The organism is Thermotoga neapolitana DSM 4359 (genome assembly GCF_000018945.1).
GTDB classification, from domain to species: domain Bacteria; phylum Thermotogota; class Thermotogae; order Thermotogales; family Thermotogaceae; genus Thermotoga; species Thermotoga neapolitana.
Window position 1 is genome coordinate 1745215 of record NC_011978.1, and the last position, 19163, is coordinate 1764377.

Annotated in this window: 24 protein-coding genes and 1 riboswitch; of the genes, 7 read left to right on the top strand and 17 right to left on the bottom strand. The window is 48.2% G+C overall.

The window, feature by feature from the left end:
• Window positions 1-3: 3 nt before the first annotated feature.
• Entirely contained in the window at window positions 4-819 is an 816-nt protein-coding gene (locus CTN_RS08895; protein WP_015920196.1) for a PfkB family carbohydrate kinase, read from the top strand.
• Here CTN_RS08895 and CTN_RS08900 read toward each other — a convergent pair.
• From CTN_RS08900 to CTN_RS08935, 8 genes are read right to left on the bottom strand one after another with little or no spacing between them, the layout of a single operon-like run.
• The gene (locus tag CTN_RS08900) at window positions 733-2142 is read right to left on the bottom strand and encodes a hypothetical protein (RefSeq protein ID WP_015920198.1); all 1410 of its coding nucleotides are present in this window, start codon (window positions 2140-2142) and stop codon (window positions 733-735) included. The two genes, CTN_RS08895 and CTN_RS08900, sit on opposite strands and share 87 nt — an antisense overlap.
• A 3-nt stretch (window positions 2143-2145) precedes the next feature.
• Window positions 2146-2898 (bottom strand): ABC transporter ATP-binding protein, encoded by a 753-nt coding sequence (locus CTN_RS08905; protein WP_038068085.1) that lies wholly within the window; start codon window positions 2896-2898, stop codon window positions 2146-2148.
• A gap of 5 nt (window positions 2899-2903) precedes the next feature.
• Window positions 2904-3542: a queuosine precursor transporter gene (locus CTN_RS08910; protein ID WP_015920200.1), complete on the bottom strand. Its 639-nt coding sequence runs from the start codon at window positions 3540-3542 to the stop codon at window positions 2904-2906.
• Window positions 3526-3939 carry a preQ(1) synthase gene (gene queF, locus CTN_RS08915; RefSeq protein ID WP_015920201.1) on the bottom strand — a complete coding sequence of 138 codons (414 nt, stop codon included), beginning with the start codon at window positions 3937-3939 and terminating at the stop codon, window positions 3526-3528. Before queF ends, CTN_RS08910 begins: the two co-directional genes overlap by 17 nt.
• Window positions 3940-3943: 4 nt before the next feature.
• Complete coding sequence (locus CTN_RS08920; protein WP_041437822.1) at window positions 3944-5140, bottom strand: thiamine-phosphate synthase family protein; 1197 nt, start codon at window positions 5138-5140, stop codon at window positions 3944-3946.
• Window positions 5140-5886: a sugar phosphate isomerase/epimerase family protein gene (locus tag CTN_RS08925; RefSeq protein ID WP_015920203.1), complete on the bottom strand. Its 747-nt coding sequence runs from the start codon at window positions 5884-5886 to the stop codon at window positions 5140-5142. Before CTN_RS08925 ends, CTN_RS08920 begins: the two co-directional genes overlap by 1 nt.
• Complete coding sequence (gene thiC / locus CTN_RS08930; protein WP_015920204.1) at window positions 5883-7157, bottom strand: phosphomethylpyrimidine synthase ThiC; 1275 nt, start codon at window positions 7155-7157, stop codon at window positions 5883-5885. The genes CTN_RS08925 and thiC overlap by 4 nt, the downstream gene beginning before the upstream one ends.
• A 4-nt stretch (window positions 7158-7161) precedes the next feature.
• Window positions 7162-7908, bottom strand: coding sequence for a sulfide-dependent adenosine diphosphate thiazole synthase (locus tag CTN_RS08935; RefSeq protein ID WP_015920205.1), 747 nt, complete (start codon window positions 7906-7908; stop codon window positions 7162-7164).
• Between the two features lie 51 nt (window positions 7909-7959).
• Window positions 7960-8070: riboswitch (TPP riboswitch) on the bottom strand.
• A gap of 100 nt (window positions 8071-8170) precedes the next feature.
• On the opposite strand from CTN_RS08935, the gene CTN_RS08940 reads away from it, so the two are divergent.
• Genes CTN_RS08940 through CTN_RS08950 form a run of 4 tightly spaced genes read left to right on the top strand, consistent with a single transcriptional unit; the run spans window position 8171 to window position 10669 of the window.
• Window positions 8171-8515: an encapsulin-associated ferritin-like protein gene (locus CTN_RS08940; protein ID WP_015920206.1), complete on the top strand. Its 345-nt coding sequence runs from the start codon at window positions 8171-8173 to the stop codon at window positions 8513-8515.
• A 14-nt stretch (window positions 8516-8529) separates the two neighbouring features.
• On the top strand, window positions 8530-9327 hold the full coding sequence (locus CTN_RS08945; RefSeq protein WP_038068092.1) for a family 1 encapsulin nanocompartment shell protein: 798 nt from the start codon (window positions 8530-8532) through the stop codon (window positions 9325-9327).
• A 51-nt stretch (window positions 9328-9378) separates the two neighbouring features.
• The gene (locus tag CTN_RS09665; protein WP_161595592.1) at window positions 9379-9660 is read left to right on the top strand and encodes a cobalamin B12-binding domain-containing protein; all 282 of its coding nucleotides are present in this window, start codon (window positions 9379-9381) and stop codon (window positions 9658-9660) included.
• A complete protein-coding gene (locus tag CTN_RS08950; protein WP_161595593.1) occupies window positions 9626-10669 on the top strand; it encodes a B12-binding domain-containing radical SAM protein in 1044 nt (347 codons plus the stop codon). The genes CTN_RS09665 and CTN_RS08950 overlap by 35 nt, the downstream gene beginning before the upstream one ends.
• Here CTN_RS08950 and CTN_RS08955 read toward each other — a convergent pair.
• The 4 genes from CTN_RS08955 to CTN_RS08970 form a co-directional block, all read right to left on the bottom strand.
• The gene (locus CTN_RS08955) at window positions 10666-11175 is read right to left on the bottom strand and encodes a hypothetical protein (protein ID WP_015920210.1); all 510 of its coding nucleotides are present in this window, start codon (window positions 11173-11175) and stop codon (window positions 10666-10668) included. The two genes, CTN_RS08950 and CTN_RS08955, sit on opposite strands and share 4 nt — an antisense overlap.
• A 214-nt stretch (window positions 11176-11389) precedes the next feature.
• The gene (locus tag CTN_RS08960) at window positions 11390-12394 is read right to left on the bottom strand and encodes a glycoside hydrolase family 130 protein (RefSeq protein WP_041437825.1); all 1005 of its coding nucleotides are present in this window, start codon (window positions 12392-12394) and stop codon (window positions 11390-11392) included.
• 38 nt (window positions 12395-12432) lie between these two features.
• Window positions 12433-12642: a hypothetical protein gene (locus CTN_RS08965; protein WP_015920212.1), complete on the bottom strand. Its 210-nt coding sequence runs from the start codon at window positions 12640-12642 to the stop codon at window positions 12433-12435.
• Between the two features lie 45 nt (window positions 12643-12687).
• Window positions 12688-13161 (bottom strand): peroxiredoxin, encoded by a 474-nt coding sequence (locus tag CTN_RS08970; RefSeq protein WP_038068095.1) that lies wholly within the window; start codon window positions 13159-13161, stop codon window positions 12688-12690.
• 62 nt (window positions 13162-13223) lie between these two features.
• Here CTN_RS08970 and CTN_RS08975 point away from each other — a divergent pair, with 62 nt between their 5' ends.
• Both CTN_RS08975 and CTN_RS08980 read left to right on the top strand, forming a co-directional pair.
• Window positions 13224-13961: a Mut7-C RNAse domain-containing protein gene (locus CTN_RS08975; RefSeq protein ID WP_015920214.1), complete on the top strand. Its 738-nt coding sequence runs from the start codon at window positions 13224-13226 to the stop codon at window positions 13959-13961.
• Window positions 13962-14039: 78 nt separating this feature from the next.
• On the top strand, window positions 14040-14735 hold the full coding sequence (locus tag CTN_RS08980; RefSeq protein WP_015920215.1) for a 3-keto-alpha-glucoside-1,2-lyase-like domain-containing protein: 696 nt from the start codon (window positions 14040-14042) through the stop codon (window positions 14733-14735).
• 21 nt (window positions 14736-14756) lie between these two features.
• Here the strand turns inward: CTN_RS08980 and infB are convergent, their stop codons facing one another.
• From infB to CTN_RS09005, 5 genes are read right to left on the bottom strand one after another with little or no spacing between them, the layout of a single operon-like run.
• Window positions 14757-16826 carry a translation initiation factor IF-2 gene (gene infB, locus CTN_RS08985; RefSeq protein WP_038068097.1) on the bottom strand — a complete coding sequence of 690 codons (2070 nt, stop codon included), beginning with the start codon at window positions 16824-16826 and terminating at the stop codon, window positions 14757-14759.
• A 19-nt stretch (window positions 16827-16845) separates the two neighbouring features.
• Window positions 16846-17160 (bottom strand): L7Ae/L30e/S12e/Gadd45 family ribosomal protein, encoded by a 315-nt coding sequence (locus CTN_RS08990; RefSeq protein ID WP_012310349.1) that lies wholly within the window; start codon window positions 17158-17160, stop codon window positions 16846-16848.
• Between the two features lie 4 nt (window positions 17161-17164).
• Window positions 17165-17386, bottom strand: a complete 222-nt coding sequence (locus tag CTN_RS08995) for a DUF2905 domain-containing protein (RefSeq protein ID WP_038068099.1) — start codon at window positions 17384-17386, stop codon at window positions 17165-17167.
• 2 nt (window positions 17387-17388) lie between these two features.
• Complete coding sequence (locus CTN_RS09000; protein ID WP_015920218.1) at window positions 17389-18204, bottom strand: PSP1 domain-containing protein; 816 nt, start codon at window positions 18202-18204, stop codon at window positions 17389-17391.
• The gene (locus tag CTN_RS09005) at window positions 18195-19133 is read right to left on the bottom strand and encodes a DNA polymerase III subunit gamma (protein WP_038068100.1); all 939 of its coding nucleotides are present in this window, start codon (window positions 19131-19133) and stop codon (window positions 18195-18197) included. The genes CTN_RS09000 and CTN_RS09005 overlap by 10 nt, the downstream gene beginning before the upstream one ends.
• Window positions 19134-19163: the final 30 nt, after the last annotated feature.

Consider the following 19163-nt stretch of genomic DNA (forward strand, 5'->3'; position numbering starts at 1 on the left):
TCATTGAAGATAGCGATCTTTGGCGGGACTTTCTGGGACATCTTCCTGTTCGGCGAAGATCCACACAAGACAATCATCAGGGAATCTCCAGGTGGGTCAGGCCTTAACGTGGCGTACGGCCTTTTCCTTCTTGGACACAGAGTCGATTTCTACTCCAACGTTGGAGAGGACTTTCGAGGAAAACACCTGATGGACGAACTTAAAAGATCGGGCTTCGATGTTTCTCATATGTCGATTCTTCATGGAAAAACAGGACTGTTCATAGCCCGTAACGGAAGACCTCTTGCCGTTGAGATCGGTGTGAACAGAGAAAACATCGCCGTTCCACCCACGATGGACGATTATGATCTTGTCTTCGCAACGGGCGAAGTCCCAAAGAAAACTCTGAAAACCGTGTGTGAGAGAGGACACAACGTAGTAATTGACATCGGTCCCAGAGCAAAGATCGACACCAGTGGTTTGAAGGCACTCATCATAGGAAACGAGAAAGAATGTTCAAGAACCAGATGTGATGTGGTGAAAATGGGGCCAGAGGGTGCAAGATGGGGCGATATCCATGTTCCAGGAAACGGGAAGTCGTTTTTTTATCCGATCGGTCTTGGAGATCTGTTCGATGTTGTGCTGATTCACGAGCTTCTGAAAGGAAGATCTCGCAGAGAAGCCCTAGAAAAAGCGGTGGAATGTTCACAGATTCTTGGTCAGGAAGGTCCGGTGACACCCTTTGAAAGGATCTCACGTCTCAAATTTTTCTACACGAGCCACAAAACGCTTGAAAATTGCGGCAAATCCACCGATACTTCCCACAACAACGGATATTAAAGCCAGTGCGAAGAGAAGATGCGCCCCGAGTGAAAGAACGTATCCGAGAGCGGCCACCACCCCGAGGGCAAGAAGCTGTACCAGAAGAACCACCGGCGTGGAAAAGACCTTCGCAGGGTTTGCAAGTTGGCCCGCTTCCTCCCACTTTGAGAGAAAAAGCCCAACTACTGAGACAAAAAAGTAAAGACTCAAACACACGGGAATGAAAGAAAGGTAGAGAAATTGCCTCTGGTAGAAGACCAGAAAGATCACGTAACCTGAAACAACCGCGGTGTTCAGAAAGGATGGAACGAGCACCTTTGAAAGAACGACATCTTTCAACCTGACGGGAAAGATCCTGGGAAGTGGCCAGACTTCCAGTTCTTTCCTCCAGAGCATCGCCGTCATCGTCGCGTTGTAGAGAGCAGAGATACCAACTGCAAAGATCAATCCGAAATCTGCACTTCCCACGATCGTCATCAGAACTCCAAAGCCCACCGGATAGAAAAGAAAATAAACCATCCTTTCTTCACGAAAAAGGGTGATGAAGTCCTTCTTGAAAAATCCTCTCCCCGGAAACCTTTTTTTCCCCTGTTCTTCTCTTTTCCCATACGCAACGGGTTCAAAGGCAGCTTTCTGTGATACTAGATAAAAGGCCAGAAAAGAAAGGACTACAAGAAGAGCTTCGTGGATTAAAAAAATGGACCTGACGTGTGAAAGAACGGGATACGCCAGAATATTCCACTTCGAAACGATGAACCTTCCTGCCACGGTGGCAAAGTCTGGAACGTTCACGATCGCGAGGAACCCGAAAACGGCAAGAAGCTGTACCACCGAAGAAAGCCGGCGTGCCATCGATCGATTCAAGATCCTCCCAAGAGCTATCGACAGAGCAGATCCCAGAAAAACAAGGAAGAAAAGATGCAAAATCCCAGACAGTACCGGAACGGGATCTCTGGTGAGAAAAGAGAGCATCAGAAGGTTCAGAAACATCGTTATCAAAACAAAGGCCTGGTAAAAGAGAGACATCAACATCTGATAGATGACCACCGTACTTCTTCTGATCGGCAGGGTGAGGAGAAATTCGATCTCTTCCTCCAGAACAAGAGAATGAGAAAGATAGAAAGAAATCCCAAGTAGAAACATCATAGAAAACAGGGTGGTCGAAAACGTCAGAGAAGCAACAAAAACTTCCTCTCCGAACCTGTTCAGCAGTTCTTCAAAGGTCTTTCCCATGAGAGAGTAAAAGAGCACACCCATCATCAGTGCGGTGAAGAGCACCGCGTACAGTCCTTTCTTTCCCTGTGGATTTGCGTACTTCATGAGCACAAAGAGTTCTCTCATACCTCACAACTCCCTGATGATCTCTTCTATTTCCTCGTTTTCCGCCGTGAGTTGAAGGAAGAGGTCCTCCAGTGAAGCTTTCTCCTGACCGGAGAGTTTTCTGAGCTCTTCCATGGTTCCCTCCGCTATGAGTCTTCCTTTATTTATGATGCCGATCCTGTCGCACATCTTCTCCGCGATCTCCAGGATGTGCGTGGTGAGGAATATCGTGGCACCTTCGTCTGCGTACTTTCTCAGGAGAAGTTTCAGAATTTTGGCACTCTTTGCATCGAGACCCACCGTGGGTTCATCCAGAAAGATCACCCTGGGCCTTCTCATGAAGACACTGACCAGCATGAGCTTCTGTTTCATTCCGTGCGACATCTCACCCACTCTCTTTCCCAGGTAATCCACCTTGAAAGCCTCGCAGAGCTCCGCTATCCTTTTGCTCACCTCTTTTTCGTTGAGGCCGTATATTTCCACGATGAAATCCAGAAATTCCTTCCCCGTCAGGTGAGTGTAGATCTTCGGCTCATCCGGAACGACTCCGATGTTCTTTTTTATCTCCATCTCGTGTGTCTTCATGTTCATTCCGAGGATTTCTATCTCACCCTCAGTTGGCTTCAAAACACCTGTGAGCATCCTTATGGTGGTCGTTTTCCCGGCACCGTTTGGTCCCAGAAAGCCGTATATCTCACCAGGTCTCACCACAAGATCAACATGATCGACAGCGACAAAATCTCCGAACTTTCTCGTCAGTCCCCTCGCGACTATCAAAGGTATCAGCTCCCTTCCTTCACAACCCATCTACCACTCACGAGTTTCACTCCCAGATAGACGAAGGGAGTGTCGATCGCGGCGATGATCAGTTTCACTGCGTACTGAGAGAAGACCATCTGGGAGAGTGCAGTTCCCGGAACCGTTCCGGCGAAGGCCACGGTGATGAACACGAGGGTATCTATGAACTGGGAGACCATCGTGGAAAGATTGTTTCTGAGCCACAGATGTGATCCCCCTGTGATCCTCTTCCAAAAGTGAAAGGCCCAGACATCGTGGGACTGAGAGAGAACGTATGCGAGGATACTCGCAAGAACGATCCTCGGCGTGGCACCGAACACCTTCATGAACGCTTCGTTCCCTTCAAAGATGGAGGCGGGAGGGTAGAGAGCGGCGATCTGCGAGTAGATTACGAGTATGAGAGAGGTGAAAAAGCCGGTCCACACCACCTTCTGCGCGGTTCTTTTCCCGTAAACCTCCGACACGATGTCCGTTACAGCAAACGTGATGGGATAACACAGAACCGCCACAGGAACAAGGAATGGACCTATGTTCACAAGTTTTCCCGCGATCACGTTCGAAATGGTCAGAGCAGAAACGAATATTCCTGTCAGGAGTATCAGTCTCTCATTCAGCTTTTCCATTTTCTCTTCCCTCCAGTGAACCTATCTGCGTTGTTGTCTTTATCCCGCCTCTTATGTTGTATATCACGGTGACTCTCAGACGGTCCGTTTTCAAGAGGTTCTTCAGGTCTTCGTATATTCTCTTCGTTGCCTCTTCCTGGTATATTCCCACGTTCCTGAAACTGACGAAGTAGTACTTCAGGGACTTCAACTCAACTATCTTTCCACCGTCGGGATAGTATTCTATGATCACCTTGCCTATGTCTGGAAGTCCAGAAAAAGGACAGACGGCAGAGAACTCTTCGGTTTCGATTCTGATGTACTCTTCTTTTCCATCGAAATCTATGGCCTCCAGAAAGTCCGTTCTTATCGCATCGTGCCCTTTGAAATCGAAGATTCTGCCTTCTGCCTTCGGCATGCTCTCACTCCTTCAGCATGAGTTTTATCTTCTCCAGAACCTCCTTTGGATTTCTCCCAAACACCCTTATCATCGCTTCTTTCCCCCACCACCCTTCATTATATATCAAGTCTGGAGGCGATTTCAACTCCGAGATCGCCCGCTCTATCATCCACACCATGGACTGGCCCTCCTTTTCTCTGATCTCCTCTGGTTCTTTCGATCTGTCGTAATGATAGACTTTCAATCCCTTTTTCCTTGCCCTCTCCACGTACTCTTTTCTGTATCTCACGTTCACCGTGCATCTCATGTACGGATAAAAACGCATCATGGTGATCGTCATCCGTGCGGTGTGGGATCTGTCTCTGAAGGAAGCGCAGGATACAGCCACCGCCTTTCCCTCTTTGAGCCTGATCCTTCCTGGAAACTTTCCCACCTCGTACTCACTCTGTGCCCAGGGCAAAGCGTAAGAAACGTTCTGTCCAACCTCCGGCACCGTGAGGGGTCCTATCTCAAGAAACTCCGGGAGGATCTCGTCCAGTGTGTTGAGGACGTCGTACTTGTGCCAGTCACGAAGAAGTTTTTCTGTCTCCACCACACTCGAGGACCTTTCGAGGATCTTTCTGAGAAGTTCCATGGCGGCTCTGATCGCCTCCTCCACAGGGTAATTCAGCGCCAGAAAACCAGCAATTGCACTGGAGAAGGCGCACCCTGTTCCGTGAAACTCTCCGGGCACCCTGGAGATTTCGATGACGAGTTCCCTGTACCTCACCCTTATCCTGTCATCTTTTTCATGTCCGCCGGTGACGATGAAATTTTCATGTTCTCCCACCCTTTTTGCTTCCTCGTTGTTCAGTACAACGTAGTCGGCGTAACTGGTGAACTCTCTCACTTCGCCCAGATCCTGAAACCTGAAACCCGAAGAAGACTCAAGCACAACGTTCCACACGATCGTTGAATCTGGAAACATCTCTCTCAAATTCTTCACCACTTCGGGACGGGCAAGACCCACCTTTATCACCCGTGGTGGAGTGAGCACCTCGATCTCCCTTTTCATTTCTTCCCAGTCTCTGAAACTCACAGAGAAAACCTTTTCCTCGTTCTGAACGGTCAGGGCAGATATCACACCGTGGGCCCTTATCCCGAGTGCAGACAGAATTTTCACGTCCTGAAGCATTCCCGCCCCTCCAGAAGGGTCAAAGCCCGATAACACAAGTACCATCACAGATCCCTCCAGTACTCGAGGAGTTTTTCCAGGCCCTCACTACACTCTGGAGTTGGTTCTATAACGAAATCCACATCCATACCTCTTATGAACTCCAGAATCTCGAAGAAGTCCTTCAACTCACCCCAGGGAGCATGGTGACACCTTCTGTAAGTTTCAAAGTCAGCGTAGTATACGTGGAACTCTTCGATCAGGTCTGAAAGCTCTTCGATGAACTTCACAGGAGAAAGGTGGTAGATCTCAGCGTCGAGAAGAAGGTGCCCTACATCAACACACATCTTGCAACCTGTGTTCTCAAGGAAGATTCTGTAGTCCTTCGCAGAGTGAAAATGATCGTTTCCGTAGACGTTCTCCACCCGGACCCTGGCGAGGGTGGCAAGTTCGGAGAATTCTCTTTCCACTTCTTCGTAAATGAAAAGCCAGTTTTCCTTCTGAACGGCGTTTGGAAAGTGAACAACGACGTAATCGGCTCCGATCTTTTTTGAGAGATCAGCACACCTTCTGTTCACGGAGAACGTGTCCCATCTTTTTTCTTCGTTCAACGAGGTGGGGTTTGGGTGGCGATCGACGTATCTGTAAACGAAAGGAGCATGAACCCCAAAGTGTCTGCCTGAAAAGAAGTGGAGGACGCGTTCCAGGTCCTCCATTTTGAAAAAACCCAGTTCGTACACATCGGCCTGTGGAAGTGTTTCAAGGAGATCCGGTCTGCTCCTTATGATGCTTGTGGAAACGCCTTTCCTCAAGAGAACTCCTCCGCTATCTTTATTGCACAGAAGGGTCCACACATGGAACAACCCTTGTCGGGATATGGCCTTTCCTCGTACTTTTTCTTTGCAATGTCTCTTCCCAGTGAAAGATCGAACATCGTTTCCCAGTCGAAGTTCTTCCGGGCGAGAGCCATGCGCTTTTCCAGTTCCCAGGCTTTTCTGTTTCCACGTGCAACATCCGCCACAACCGCCGCTATTTTAGATGCTATCACACCTTCTCTCACATCCTCAACATCTGGAAGGGAAATGTGTTCCGATGGTGTCACATAACAGAGAAAGTCCGCACCGTAGTAGCCGGCAAGAGCCCCTCCGATCGCACAGGCTATGTGGTCGTATCCCATTGCTCTGTCGGTGGGAAGAGGACCCAGTAGAAAGATGGGAACACCTTTTCCTACCTTCTTCATGAGTTTCACGTTCATCTCCACTTCGTTCAGTGGAACGTGGCCGGGTCCTTCCAGCATCACCTGGACTTCCTTTTCTCTTGCTCTCTCCACGAGTTCTCCCATCACGAAGAGCTCTTCAAACTGCTGGGAGTCACTCGCATCCACTACCGCTCCCGGTCTCATTCCATCTCCAAGGCTCAGGGTGATATCGTACTCCTTTGCTATGTCCAGAAGTTCATCGAAGTGTTCGTAGAACGGGTTTTCTCTATTGTTCTTTATCATCCAGCCGGCGATGATCGCTCCTCCCCTGCTCACGATCTTCAGAATTCTCTTTGAGTTCTTCACTCTTTCGAGAACCCTTCTTGTCACACCCACGTGTATCGTCATAAAATCGATGCCGTCTTCGGCGTGTGCGATCACCATGTCGAAAAAGTCCTTCTCCGAGAAATCCACCACGTTCTTTTTCATCTGATAGCTCTTCACGGCAGAATCGTAGATGGGTACAGAACCAACGGGGACGGGAGACATTTCCACGATCGTCCTTCTGATCTCTCTCAGGTCCCCCCATGTGGAGAGAACCATGAGGGAATCCGCTCCGTACTCTATCGCTACTCTGGCTTTCTCCTTTTCCTCTTCGATCGAGGAGAACCCCTGAGATGTTCCTATGTTGGCGTTCACCTTCACACTGAAGCCTTCACCAACGATCATGGGTTTACTCACTCTGTGGAGTTTGTTCTTTGGAAGAACGGCTCTTCCCTCTGCTATCTTTTGCCGAACCTCTTCCACATCCACACCTTCGTACTCGGCAACCTTTTTCATCTCTTCGGAAACGATACCTTTCCGTGCCATCTCCATCTGAGTCATGATCTCACCCCAGCTTTTCACTTATCAACTTCGCAACCTTCTGACCGGACAGAACCATGCCTCCGAAGATCGGACCCATTCTGGGGCCACCGTGGACGGCACACACAGCCATTCCGGAAACGAGAAGTCCCGGGAAGATCTCACCGGTGTTTTCCACAACGAACTTCTCCGCTTCATCGGCATCCATGGGAAATTCCGTTTTCATCTCAACGAGTCCACGCTTTGCAAGAAGCGATACCACGTTCGCAGGATGCCCCGTTCCATCCACGGTGAAGGAAGCCTTTATCGTGATGGGATCAACGTGGAGTCCCAGCCTCACCGTGGGTCCCCAGTTCACCACAACGCCGCACACCCTTCCGTTCTGGACGGCAACATCCTCTACAGAGACGTTGTTGAAGAGTAAGGCCCCTACCTTCGTTGCCCTGTAAAGGAGTCCGGAAGCAAAGTGCACGGAATCCACCACGATGTGATCTTCTCTAAGAGTGTATTCGATCTCCAGTTCTTTCAGAAAGTCTTCCAGTTCCTTCTCCAGCACGATCTCGTTGAACATCATTCCGCCGCCCCATATACCACCACCAGGCACGTTTCTTTCTTCAAAAACTGCTACTCTGAAACCCTTCTTCGCCAGCTCGTACGCCGCTGTGAGTCCACTTGGCCCTGCTCCAACGATCGCAACATCCAGTTCCAGACTGTCTCTGAGTTTTTCGAAGTACCTCTCGACGATGAGTCTGGAGATCAGAACATCCCTCATGAAAGCACCTCCCTATAAAAATAAATTCCTCCGCACAGGGCGGAGGGTTTTTTCTTTTCCCTTCCCCATTCCCTCCGCCGGTATTACCCGGATCAGGTTCTAGGGGTCGAGGACTTCCGTCCTCCTCTCAGCCCCGGAATAGGAGCTCCCCCTGGGGAAGGGTTGTATCTGGATTTCCACAGTGAGATTCTAATACATACTTTTGTGGTAAAATTTAAATGGATGTTTCATTTTCAAAAGAATTCAATGGAGGTGAGAGAAAATGGCAGATCAGTACCATGAACCGGTTTCTGAACTCACAGGAAAGGACAGAGATTTCGTCAGGGCCCTCAACAGTCTGAAGGAAGAGATAGAAGCGGTTGCCTGGTATCACCAGAGAGTCGCAACCACCCAGGATGAAACCGTAAGGAAGATCCTGGAGCACAACAGAAACGAGGAGATGGAACACGCTGCGATGCTTCTTGAGTGGTTGAGAAGGAACATGCCGGGCTGGGACGAAGCCCTCAGAACATATCTGTTCACAGACAGGCCGATCACAGAGATAGAAGAGGAAGAGACCTCCGGTGATTCCTCTGCAGGTGGAGACCTCGGTATAAGGAAGATCTGAAAGGGGTGAAAAACATGGAATTTCTGAAAAGATCGTTTGCTCCTTTGACAGAGAAACAGTGGCAGGAGATAGACAACAGGGCAAGGGAGATATTCAAAACACAACTTTATGGAAGAAGGTTCGTAGACGTGGTAGGCCCCTACGGCTGGGAATACGCCGCCCATCCACTCGGAGAAGTCGAGGTGCTCTCGGATGAGAATGAAACTGTGAAATGGGGATTGAGAAAATCCCTTCCTTTGATCGAACTGAGAGCGACGTTCACACTTGGACTGTGGGAACTCGACAACCTCGAAAGGGGAAAAGAAAACGTGGATCTTTCCAGTCTTGAAGAGACCGTGAGAAAAGTGGCTGAATTCGAGGATGAAGTGATATTCGAAGGGTGCGAAAAATCTGGTGTGAAGGGCCTTCTTTCCTTCAATGAAGAGCGAAAGATCCAGTGTGGAAACTCTCCAGGAGATCTTCTCGAGTCTCTGATGAGGGCTCTTTCGACGTTCTCAAAAGAGGGTATAGATGGTCCCTACACCCTCGTCATAAACACGGACAGATGGATCAACCTCCTGAAAGAAGGGACCGGGCATTATCCCCTCGAAAAAAGAGTGACGGAACTTCTTGGAGGTAGAGTCATCACCACACCCAGAATTGAAGACGCTCTTGTTGTGTCCGAGCGAGGAGGAGACTTCAAACTGATCCTTGGACAGGATCTGTCGATAGGCTACGAAGACAGGGAAAAAGACAGTGTGAGGCTCTTTGTGACGGAGACGTTCACCTTCTATGTCGTTAACCCAGAAGCGATGGTGTATCTGGCATTCTGAACTGAAAGATCGGTGGGGAAAATGCCGGACGTTTTGCTGGTGTATCCCCCCATGAAAAAGGTGGGGATAGCGGATCATCTGGGACTACCTTATATCGCTGCCTACCTGAGAGAGAAAGGAATGAGTGTCCAGATTGTGGACACGAAACTCGAGGGCTGGTCTCCAAGACGGGCCGTCGAAGAGATCTCAAAAATACCAGCAAAGGTGATAGGAGTAACTCTTCCCTTTCAGATTTACGCTGTGGAGGTGTTGAACTTCATCTCAGCTCTGAGAAAAAAAAACCGATGCGCACATATCTGTGGGTGGCATTTTCCCCACCTTTGCTTATCGTGAGATACTGGAAAAGTACCACTGCATCGATTCTGTGGTTCTCGGTGAAGGAGAGATCACTTTCTACGAACTGGTGAAAGCCATCTTTGGAGATAAAGACTGGAGGAGGATCCATGGCGTTGCCTACAGAGAGGAAGGAGAAATAAAAACCACTCCCTCGCGCTCTCTCGTGAAAGATCTGAACAGTCTGCCCTTTCCTGTACGGGACAACCTCCCAAGGATATACGAAAAGACGGGAGCAGCGTCGGTGATAACTTCCCGTGGGTGTTACGCTTCGTGCTCTTTTTGCAGCGTTGTTCCGTTCTACGAAAAGTTCGGGCCGAAGATTCGTCTGAGAGATCCAGAAAACGTGGTGGATGAACTGGAAGTGCTGGTGAAGGAGTACAAAATCGAAAACGTCATCTTCTGCGATGCGAACTTTACGATCTCTAAAGAGAGAGCAGCAAAGATAGCAACCGAAATAATCAGAAGAAAGCTGAAACTGAGGTACGCAATAGAAAGCAGAGTTACAGAGGTAGATGAAAGGTTGTTCAGGCTGTTGAAAGAAAGTGGTCTGAGAAGAGTCTTCCTCGGGCTGGAGTCGGGATCTCAATCCATGCTGGACAGGTTCAGAAAAGGAGTCACAGTTGAACAGAATCTGAAAGCTCTGGAGATTCTCTCTAAACTCGATCTTTACGTTTCTCCGGGTTTCATTATGTTCGACGATCGCACAAGTCTTGAAGAACTGCAGGAGAATGCAAAGTTTCTGAAAATTGTTCGCCGGATCATGAGAGATAAGATCCGCCCGATCGATATCACCACAAAACTTCTGCCCCTTTCTGGTACAGAGTTCGAAAGATACCTTAAGGAAAGAGGAAAATATCGTGGAGACGTGTTTCGTTTCAACTACAAAATCGAAGATCCATCGGTACGTTTCATCTACTACTTTCTGAAAGTCTCTGGAACCATCGTTTCATCCCTGAAAAAACTCTTTCCCCGAAAAGATTGGGACAGAAAGTGGCTGGAGAGCTAGATTACCACGATGCTTCCTCTCGTCCATATTCCCGTCACCTTTCCAACGTTTCCCACCACTCCAAGTACCTGATCGTTCTTCTTCACTGTCTTCAGAAAGCCTGGAAAGTCTTCTGGCCATTTCACCGTTTCGTCGAATTTTTTGATCAAGTCTTCTGCCGTCTCTTCGGTTCTTGCCATCACAACGCATCCTCTGCCATCTTCAAAATCTTCGAAGATGAGGAAGGCAGGTGTCAGGAACGGATCTATCCTGATCGTCAGATCCCTCGAGTAACGAAGTGTGAGAGGTCTGGCCAGTTTCAAAAACACCTTTCCGTCTCTTTCCAGGATGAATTCGTCCAGAGCGTTCATCAGGTCTTTTCCGATTTCCTGAACGCTCTTTGCGGAGAAATCAATATCTGGTAGTTTTCCCGTGTGTTTCCTTCCGATCATCAGGGAGCATCCTCCAAGATCGTACCTTCTGAATCGTGACGTTCCCAGGATGGGTCCTCCGATCTGAACTCTCATTCTTTCACCTCCTTCTGAAAAACAAAAGGGGCCGACCTTTCGGCCGGCCCCTCGATTTTCTGCTCAGCGGTCACGCAAAAACCCCCGGTCCGCTGAGGGGCCGGCTCTTCGATGTAGTGCACATTATCATATCGCTGAGAATTCCCTGTTCAAAAAGTACGAAACTGCACACGCTCTCACCTCATGAGAAAACCATACCACTCTGTTGTTAAAATCATGTTGCTTCTTTCATTAAATTCATGATCTCACCTTCGTCAGCCTCGAACACACCTATAGCCCAGTCGGAGACACCACCTATCCATATCACCTTTCCTTCGTATACCACAAGTCCACAACCAAAGATCACTCTGATCCTGTCACCGTACTCTTCGATCACGCCCTTTGGTGAGAGAACGTAGTTTGTCGTTCCAAGAAGTTTTCCTCTACCATCCACGAGCGCCAGACCGTTTTTGTAGGTGAGATCCTTGAGAACCGCGTGCCAACCTATGAGGTACCCTCTCTTAACCCTGACGGCGTTGGTGGACCATCCAACTTTTGTTTCCCATTTTTCCGGGAAGAAAACCGGATCTAGGCTGTAGAGATCTATGGAGTCTCCTTCCATTCTTCCACGCCAGCAGACTTTGGTATCTCCCACCGTTATCCTGGTCAGTATCACGTTCGATTCTACAAAAGAGCTATCCTTCATCGAAACGGGGATGAAATCACCGAGCGTGCTCTTTATGGAGACGTATTTCTTTTCCAGAAGATTCAGGTCTTCGTCCAGAACAGCGTAAGCAAGAAAGTCCGTGTGCGGCTTTCCTTCCTGTGACCAGTCTTTGTACCCTTTTGCTGTGTACAGTATCTCGAACCGAGAGTCTCTGAAAAAGACCCTTGGATCTTCGCACCCGAGGAACTCCTGGATGTCGCGTGGCCAGAAGACGATTTCCATTTCTATGGGTTTTTTCACTTTCCCATTGAACAGATCATCGATGTCCACCACGAAGTGACCTATCGACGACACGTACTTGTAGTAATCGAATATCACCCTTGGGAACACATGAAGACTCTTTCCCACGAGGACCGCTCCCGGGTTGAAGACAGCAACGGGTTGTCTGGGATAATTCGTGAGAACAAAATCTTTGGGAAAGAAATAGGTCACCCTTCTAAAAATGTCGATCGTTTCGTCTTTTCTCAGCGATCTTTTATGGAAAAGGAGTTTTCTTAAAATTTCCTCTGCCATGCCCCACTCCCCCATGAGTGAAGGGGCATCTCGCCCCTTCACACAAGTTGATCCATTGTCTTTCCAGAGTAAAGCTCTCCTGCGATCCTCACCAGTTTCAAGTTCAAACCTGTTTGCTGATAGAGGGAGAAGAAAAGGATCTGCTCCATCTGTTCCTTGCTCATAACGGGAGTGTTACCAGTGGACAGAGAGCGCTGTACTGCATAGTTCGGATATACTGGATTGTATCCGACACTCTCTACTCTCAAACTATCACCTCCCCTGTTCTTTTATCGGAAGAATCGTCCGGTCTTTTACCCTGAAAGACGTTCAAGTTCCATCTCTATCTCTTCGTAGACGGGCTCTTTCCCTGGATCGTCGGACACCCAGGAGTAGACGATCGTTCCGCTACTGTCCACGATGAAGACCGCCCTCTTTGCAACGGTGTAGCCAGGAATACCCAGGAAGTTCTCGTGCACTCCTCCGTACTGGGATGCCACTTTTCCAGCGAAGTCAGAGAGAAGGTCGAACGTGATGTGATTCTTCTCTGCAAACGCTTTGTTCGCAAAGGGACTATCCACACTGATACCAAGAACAACTGCGTTGAATCTGTTAAACTTGGAGAGGGAATCTCTGAACGTGCACAGTTCCTTTTCACAGACACTCGTGAACGCACCAGGATAGAAAACGAGAACCACGTTTTTTCCTGAATAGTCCGAAAGTTTCACTCTTTTCAGTTCTGTGTTCACCAGTTCAAAATCGATCGCCTTATCGCCGGATTTCAACATGAAGATCACCTCCACTTAGGTAAAACTTATACACTGATATTCTATCACAAGAGGGATACAGAATGAAATATGAAAAAGTCGCCTTTTTCAGATTCTTCGGCAGGTTGAACGATTTTTTCAAGGACAACGAAAGGGTGAAAGTCCATCGCTTCACAGGCTTTCAGACGGTGAAGGACAGAATAGAGGCACTTGGAGTGCCACACGTTGAAGTGAGTTTTATCATACTGAATGGAAAACCTGTGAGTTTCGATCACATGGTGAACGATGGTGAATTTTTCTGCGTTTATCCTGAGTTTCAGACCATAGAGATTCCCTCAGAATGGCTCGTCACCCCCAGATACGAAGGTGAGCCCCGGTTCGTACTCGACATCCATCTTGGAAAACTCGCCAGGTTTCTCAGAATGCTTGGCTTTTACGCCTTCTTCGGCGAAGAAGAAGACGAAAAACTCTGCAGGATGGCAGTTAAAGAAAATGCCATACTCCTGTCCCGCGATGTGGGTCTGTTGAAGAGAAAAGAGCTTGTCTTCGGCTACTACGTGAGAAACACCGCCCCGAAAAAACAGCTGGTGGAAGTGGTGGAAAGATACGATTTGAAAAGGTGGATGAAGCCGTTCACAAGATGCATCGAGTGCAACACAGAATTCGAAGAAGTACCTAAAGAAAGTGTGAAAGACAGAGTTCCTCCAAAAGTTTACAGAATCTTCAATGAGTTTGTACGCTGCCCGAGCTGTGGGAGAGTCTACTGGAAAGGTTCACACTACGATCACATGGTGGAGTTCATAGAGAAAAATTTGAACTGATACTCAATTTGTTACAAATTCTTGCTTTAAAGAAAATGTGATACAATCTTACTTAAGATTTTTCAAGGGGGTGTTTTTATGAAAAGATTGCTTTTACTCCTTGTGGCTCTGGGTTCACTGATTCTTTTTGTGGGAACAAGCTGTGAATCGAGAGTACAGGTTCCCGTTCCTCTTCCCGAAGTGAATGTGGAAGTACCGAAGGTGGATCTCGGTTTCAAGGTGGTAAAGCCAACTGGAACAGAAGATTTCTTCGAAGATTTCGAATCGTACGGTCAGGGAGAAGTGGCACCCTTTGGACCATGGAGGGTGCTTGGGAGAGCTCCCCACGTCGAAGAGGGAGTCCAGGCAGACAAAACCATCGGAAAGATTCTCAGAATGGACATAGACCGGGGAATTTTCACTCCGGGTGAGTGGACAAACTTCACACTCGAGTGCAACTTGAAAAGAGAAGGCTCAGCAGAAGGAAGAGTATACTTCAGACTCTCCGAAGATGGAAAGAAAGGATTCTACGTATCTTTCTCAGAGTACGGTGTGGCCCTTCACAAGTTCGCCGGGAGCATAGATATGAAAATAGCAGAGAACAAAAGTTTCAAACTGAGCGACGACTGGATGTACTTGAAGGTCATTGCAGACGGAGAGAAGATTCAGATCTTTATGAACGGAAGAAAGGTCATCGATGTCACTGACTCCGACGTGTTCTCAGGAGGAATAGGAATGGCAACAACCTTCCAGACTGTTTTCTTCGACAACGTGAGGGTCGAAACGATCGAATAAAAAAGAAGGGGCTCTGCCCCTTCATTTCTGTTCCTGAGCCATCTGCTCCTCTACAAAGGTGGGCTTCCTCTTCACTTTCTTTATCACGTAGAACTCGAGTTCATCCCCTTCCTGTATGTCATCGAAACCTGCAAATTTTATACCGCATTCCTGTGGTGCCTCGACGACTTTCACGTCTTCTTTGTAATGCTTCAGACTCTCTATTTTTCCTTCAAAGATGAGCTGGCCGTTCCTGTAGATTCTCACAAAACCATCTTTGTCTGCCTTTCCATCCAGCATCTGCACGCCGGCAACTTTTCCAACCTTTGAGATCTTGAAGACCTTCTTTATCTCTCCATGTCCGATCACTTCCTCCACTTCTTCGGGCTCCAGCATTCCCTCCAGGGCGAGTTTCAGATCGTCAACGAGTTTGTAGATGATGGAGTACGTCCTCACGTCGACCCCTTCCTGTTCTGCGAGTTTTCTGGCTTTGTTGTTCACCTTCACCCTGAAACCAAGTATCACACCGTCCACGGCTGCAGCCAGCATGACGTCACTGGTGCTGATCTCACCAACTCCGGCGTGGACGATGTTCAGCTCTATTTCCTTGGACTGGAGTTTGTTTATGGCGTTTCTCAGTGCCGCAACCGAACCGTAGGTGTCTGCCTTCAGAATGAGGTTCAGGATCTTTTTGTCTTTTTCCTGCATCATCTTCATGAGTTCTTCCAGGTTCACGTGCTTTTTCGTCTGTTTTTGGGACTCCAGCCTTTCCAGTCTTTTTTCAACGATGTTTCTTGCCTTCTCCACGCTTTCCACCGCGTAGACGTTCGAGTGAACGTCCGGCACATCCTCGAACCCGAGAATCATAACGGGTTGAGACGGAAGTGCCTCCTTTATAGGTCTCATCCTGTCATCGAACAGGTTCCTCACCTTTCCATAAGTGTTGGCGGCCACGACGGCGTCTCCTACTCTCAGAACACCGTCTTTCACTATCACACTCGCGACGGGTCCCATCTTTTTGTCCAGTTTGGACTCTATGATCACGCCTCTAGCGGGTCCTTCAGGATAACACTTGATCTCGTTCATTTCTGCAACGAGGAGAATCATCTCGAGGAGCTCATCCACTCCCTGTCCGGTCCTCGCTGAGATGGGAACAACGATCGTATCGCCACCCCATTCTTCCGGGATGAGACCGAGTTTTTCCACGAGCTCCTGTTTTGTCTTCTCCACATTCGCATTCGGTTTGTCTATCTTGTTTATCGCGACTATGATGGGAACGTTCGCCGCCTTTGCGTGGTTGTACGCCTCTATCGTCTGGGGCATCACCCCGTCGTCTGCAGCGACAACGAGAACAACGATATCCGTCGCCTGGGCACCCCTTGCTCTCATCTCGGTGAAGAGTTCGTGCCCCGGTGTATCTATGAAAGTGATCTTCTTTCCGTTCACTTCCACCTGATAGGCACCTATGGACTGGGTTATGCCACCTTCCTCTTTTTCGGCAACCCTTGTAGATCTGATCCTGTCAAGGAGCGTTGTCTTTCCATGATCGACGTGTCCCATCACCGTCACAACAGGAGGTCTTGGCACCAATTTGTCCTTCTCTTTCTCATAGAGCTCCTGGTATTTCTTCTCCAGAAGCTCAAATTCATCGATCTCCTCTTCGGGTGCCTGTTCTTCTTCCAGTTCCACTTCCACTTTGTATTCTTTCAGGATCTGATCTACTTCTTCGAGTTTCAGGATCTGCCCCGGCCTCAGTGCGATGCCTCTTTTCACGAACATGTCCTGTATGATCTTGTTCTGAGGGACACCTATTTTTTCAGCGATTATGTCGAGTTTTAACTCGTCCGGTTTTAATGTGATTTTTCTCCTCTTTTTCTTTTCAACGACTTCCTTTTCTATCTCTTCGTCACTTTCTCTCTTTGATTTTGAAGGCTGCTTTGATTTCTTTCCTCTGTCTTCTTCAAGCAGATCTATGATGATGTTCGCGATCTCTTCGTCCACGAAACTCATGTGGCTTTTCACACTGACGCCGAGTTCTTCCAGTTCCTGAAGGAGTTCCTTTGGAGACATGTTGAGTTTTTTTGCCAGCTCGTAGACTCTCAATCTGGCCACTTCTATCACCTCGCCTCGTCTATTTTACCACCTTTTCTATAGCCTCAATCAGACTGTCCTCCTCCAGACCTACCACAGAAACACCGGGTTTGTCCAGAAGCCTCCCTAACTCTTCCTTGGTGAACATGACAATGTACGGAACGTTCTTGTTTTCACACCGTATTATAGTGTCCCTCTTTGTCCTCTCGCTGGCATCTTTCGCTATGATGATGAGTTTCTTCTTTCTCGGGGCCCTTATATACGCCCTGATACGTTCTTTTCCGAATACGATCTTTCTTGCCTTAACAGCGAATCCAATGTAACTGTAAACTTTCCTTTTTATCTGATCGTCCATACCATCACCTCATTCGGGATATCAGGTACAGAATGAGAGATATCACCACGCTGATGATCAAGCTCGTCATCAAAGGAAAGTAAAAAACGAAGTTTTTTCGCCTTATCACTATATCTCCGGGAAGTTTCCCAAGAAACGGGATCTTTTCGAACAGTACAAGCAGAACCCCGAAAGCCACGAGGATGAGTCCCATGAGGATCAGAAACTTTCCAATCCCCTGGAACATCTTCATTCCCCCTTCCTGAAACGATCGAACGGGACCTTTATCATCTCTCCCTCCTGATCCGAGAAAAGGGTCACTGTTTTCAGAAACACGTTCACGTTGACCACCCTGTAACGTTTCCCTTCGTACGTTATGGTGCTTCCCTCGTCGGGAATTCCCTTCAGCTCTTTTTCGTAGAAGTCGTACTCATAAGTGAGGCAACAGAGAAGTCTTCGACAGGGCCCGGATATCTTGGCCGGATTGATCATCATCTGCTGTTTTTTGGCGTGTTTCAGCGTGACACTGGAAAACTCCCTGAGGAAAGTGGAACAACACGTTGGAAGCCCGCACAACCCAAGTCCTCCGAAGAACTTCATCTCGTCTCTTACACCAACCTGGCGCAGTTCTATCCTGGTTTTGAATATCTTCGCAAGGTCCCTCACGAGTTCTCTGAAGTCGACCCTTCCTTCCGCACTGAAGAAGAATATGAGTCTTGATCTGTCGAAGGTGTACCTCGCATGGAGGAGCTTCATCGGAAGACCGTGTTCCTTTATCTTCTGTTTACAGATCTGAAAGGCCTTCCATGCGTCTTCCACGTTCTTTTTGTACTGCTCCATATCTTCCTCCGTTAGCTTTCTGATCACAGCTTTCAACTCGTAGCCGACCTCGTCTATGCTCACTTCACGAACGGGAATGAGAACCCTCCCGACCTCAAGACCGAAGTCTCCCATCACAAGGACCAGATCTCCTTTTGAGTAATCCTCACCGTTGGGAACGGAGTAGTATATTATCTTACCCTTTGGAATTATCTCCACACCCACCGCTTTTGCTTTCAGCTCCAAGCGTGAACACCTCTCTTTCTTTTTCTGTGAATGATCAGAACGTTCATCAAAGTGATCCTGGTGTTCAGGTTCGCCGTCTTCACTCTGAGAATGGAATCAAGGAAAGACACGTTCCTCTGGGCATCCGCTCCTTCCCATCCATTTTCGTGAAGCACGATTCTCACCATTTTCTGAATCAAAAGGAACGCATCCCTTCCTGTGATGGTGTTCACCACCTGATCGAAAAGATCAAAGAATCCCTTTGGTTCTGCTTTGGAAAGTCTCTCCAGAAGCTCTCTACAGGCAAGATAACCCTCCAGATCCTTTGCCATCACCTTCTTCAAAAGCTGGTTGGATCCCAGAGATTTCACGTTTTCCAGAAGAGAAAGGATCTTTTCCCGACCAGATCTGTAAGATTCCAGAGCCATTGAGAAATCCCTTTCAAGAAGCGGAAGTTCCTCCCACAGGTTTCCGAGTTTCTCCTTCACCGCTTCCCAGAATTCTCTGGGAACCCTCACACTCACCCTGAAGACCCTACTCCTTATCGTGGGAAGCAGATAATGCCAGTGTCTGGTGTTCAAAACGATCACAGCGTACTCGGGAGGTTCCTCAAGGGTCTTCAAGAAAGCGTTTGCCGCCTGCTGAGTCATCCTCTCACAATCGTGGACAATCACGTACTTTCTGCTGTAAAGTTCCGGACTGTAATTCAAAAAGTCCTTTATCGATCGAATCTCGTCTATTCCGATGTTTTCACCCTTTGGATCGATTTCCAGCACGTCCGATGCCTTCGGTGGAAACTTCTCCACGTACTCGGGCAGTGCCAGGGAGATTTCCCTCTGATAAGAGAGATCCTCACCATCTATGAGGAGAGAGACTCCTTTTGATCTTTCCACGATTCTCTTCAAAAGTTCCAGTTGGTCTTTTGCATATTTCACGATCAATTCATCCATTTTCCCACCTCGCCATTCAATTATATAATG

Bases quoted from the DNA above. Each gene is read 5' to 3' on its own strand.
- CTN_RS09005 (WP_038068100.1), bottom strand. From the start codon at position 19,133: ATGGATGAATTGATCGTGAAATATGCAAAAGACCAACTGGAACTTTTG.
- CTN_RS08940 (WP_015920206.1), top strand. From the start codon at position 8,171: ATGGCAGATCAGTACCATGAACCGGTTTCTGAACTCACAGGAAAGGAC.
- CTN_RS08975 (WP_015920214.1), top strand. From the start codon at position 13,224: ATGAAATATGAAAAAGTCGCCTTTTTCAGATTCTTCGGCAGGTTGAAC.
- thiC (WP_015920204.1), bottom strand. From the start codon at position 7,157: ATGACTCAGATGGAGATGGCACGGAAAGGTATCGTTTCCGAAGAGATG.
- CTN_RS08990 (WP_012310349.1), bottom strand. From the start codon at position 17,160: ATGGACGATCAGATAAAAAGGAAAGTTTACAGTTACATTGGATTCGCT.
- CTN_RS08900 (WP_015920198.1), bottom strand. From the start codon at position 2,142: ATGAGAGAACTCTTTGTGCTCATGAAGTACGCAAATCCACAGGGAAAG.
- CTN_RS08910 (WP_015920200.1), bottom strand. From the start codon at position 3,542: ATGGAAAAGCTGAATGAGAGACTGATACTCCTGACAGGAATATTCGTT.
- CTN_RS08995 (WP_038068099.1), bottom strand. From the start codon at position 17,386: ATGTTCCAGGGGATTGGAAAGTTTCTGATCCTCATGGGACTCATCCTC.
- queF (WP_015920201.1), bottom strand. From the start codon at position 3,939: ATGCCGAAGGCAGAAGGCAGAATCTTCGATTTCAAAGGGCACGATGCG.
- CTN_RS08935 (WP_015920205.1), bottom strand. From the start codon at position 7,908: ATGAGGGATGTTCTGATCTCCAGACTCATCGTCGAGAGGTACTTCGAA.
- CTN_RS08945 (WP_038068092.1), top strand. From the start codon at position 8,530: ATGGAATTTCTGAAAAGATCGTTTGCTCCTTTGACAGAGAAACAGTGG.
- CTN_RS08960 (WP_041437825.1), bottom strand. From the start codon at position 12,394: ATGGCAGAGGAAATTTTAAGAAAACTCCTTTTCCATAAAAGATCGCTG.
- CTN_RS08980 (WP_015920215.1), top strand. From the start codon at position 14,040: ATGAAAAGATTGCTTTTACTCCTTGTGGCTCTGGGTTCACTGATTCTT.
- CTN_RS08970 (WP_038068095.1), bottom strand. From the start codon at position 13,161: ATGTTGAAATCCGGCGATAAGGCGATCGATTTTGAACTGGTGAACACA.
- CTN_RS08920 (WP_041437822.1), bottom strand. From the start codon at position 5,140: ATGGTACTTGTGTTATCGGGCTTTGACCCTTCTGGAGGGGCGGGAATG.
- CTN_RS09665 (WP_161595592.1), top strand. From the start codon at position 9,379: ATGAAAAAGGTGGGGATAGCGGATCATCTGGGACTACCTTATATCGCT.
- CTN_RS08955 (WP_015920210.1), bottom strand. From the start codon at position 11,175: ATGAGAGTTCAGATCGGAGGACCCATCCTGGGAACGTCACGATTCAGA.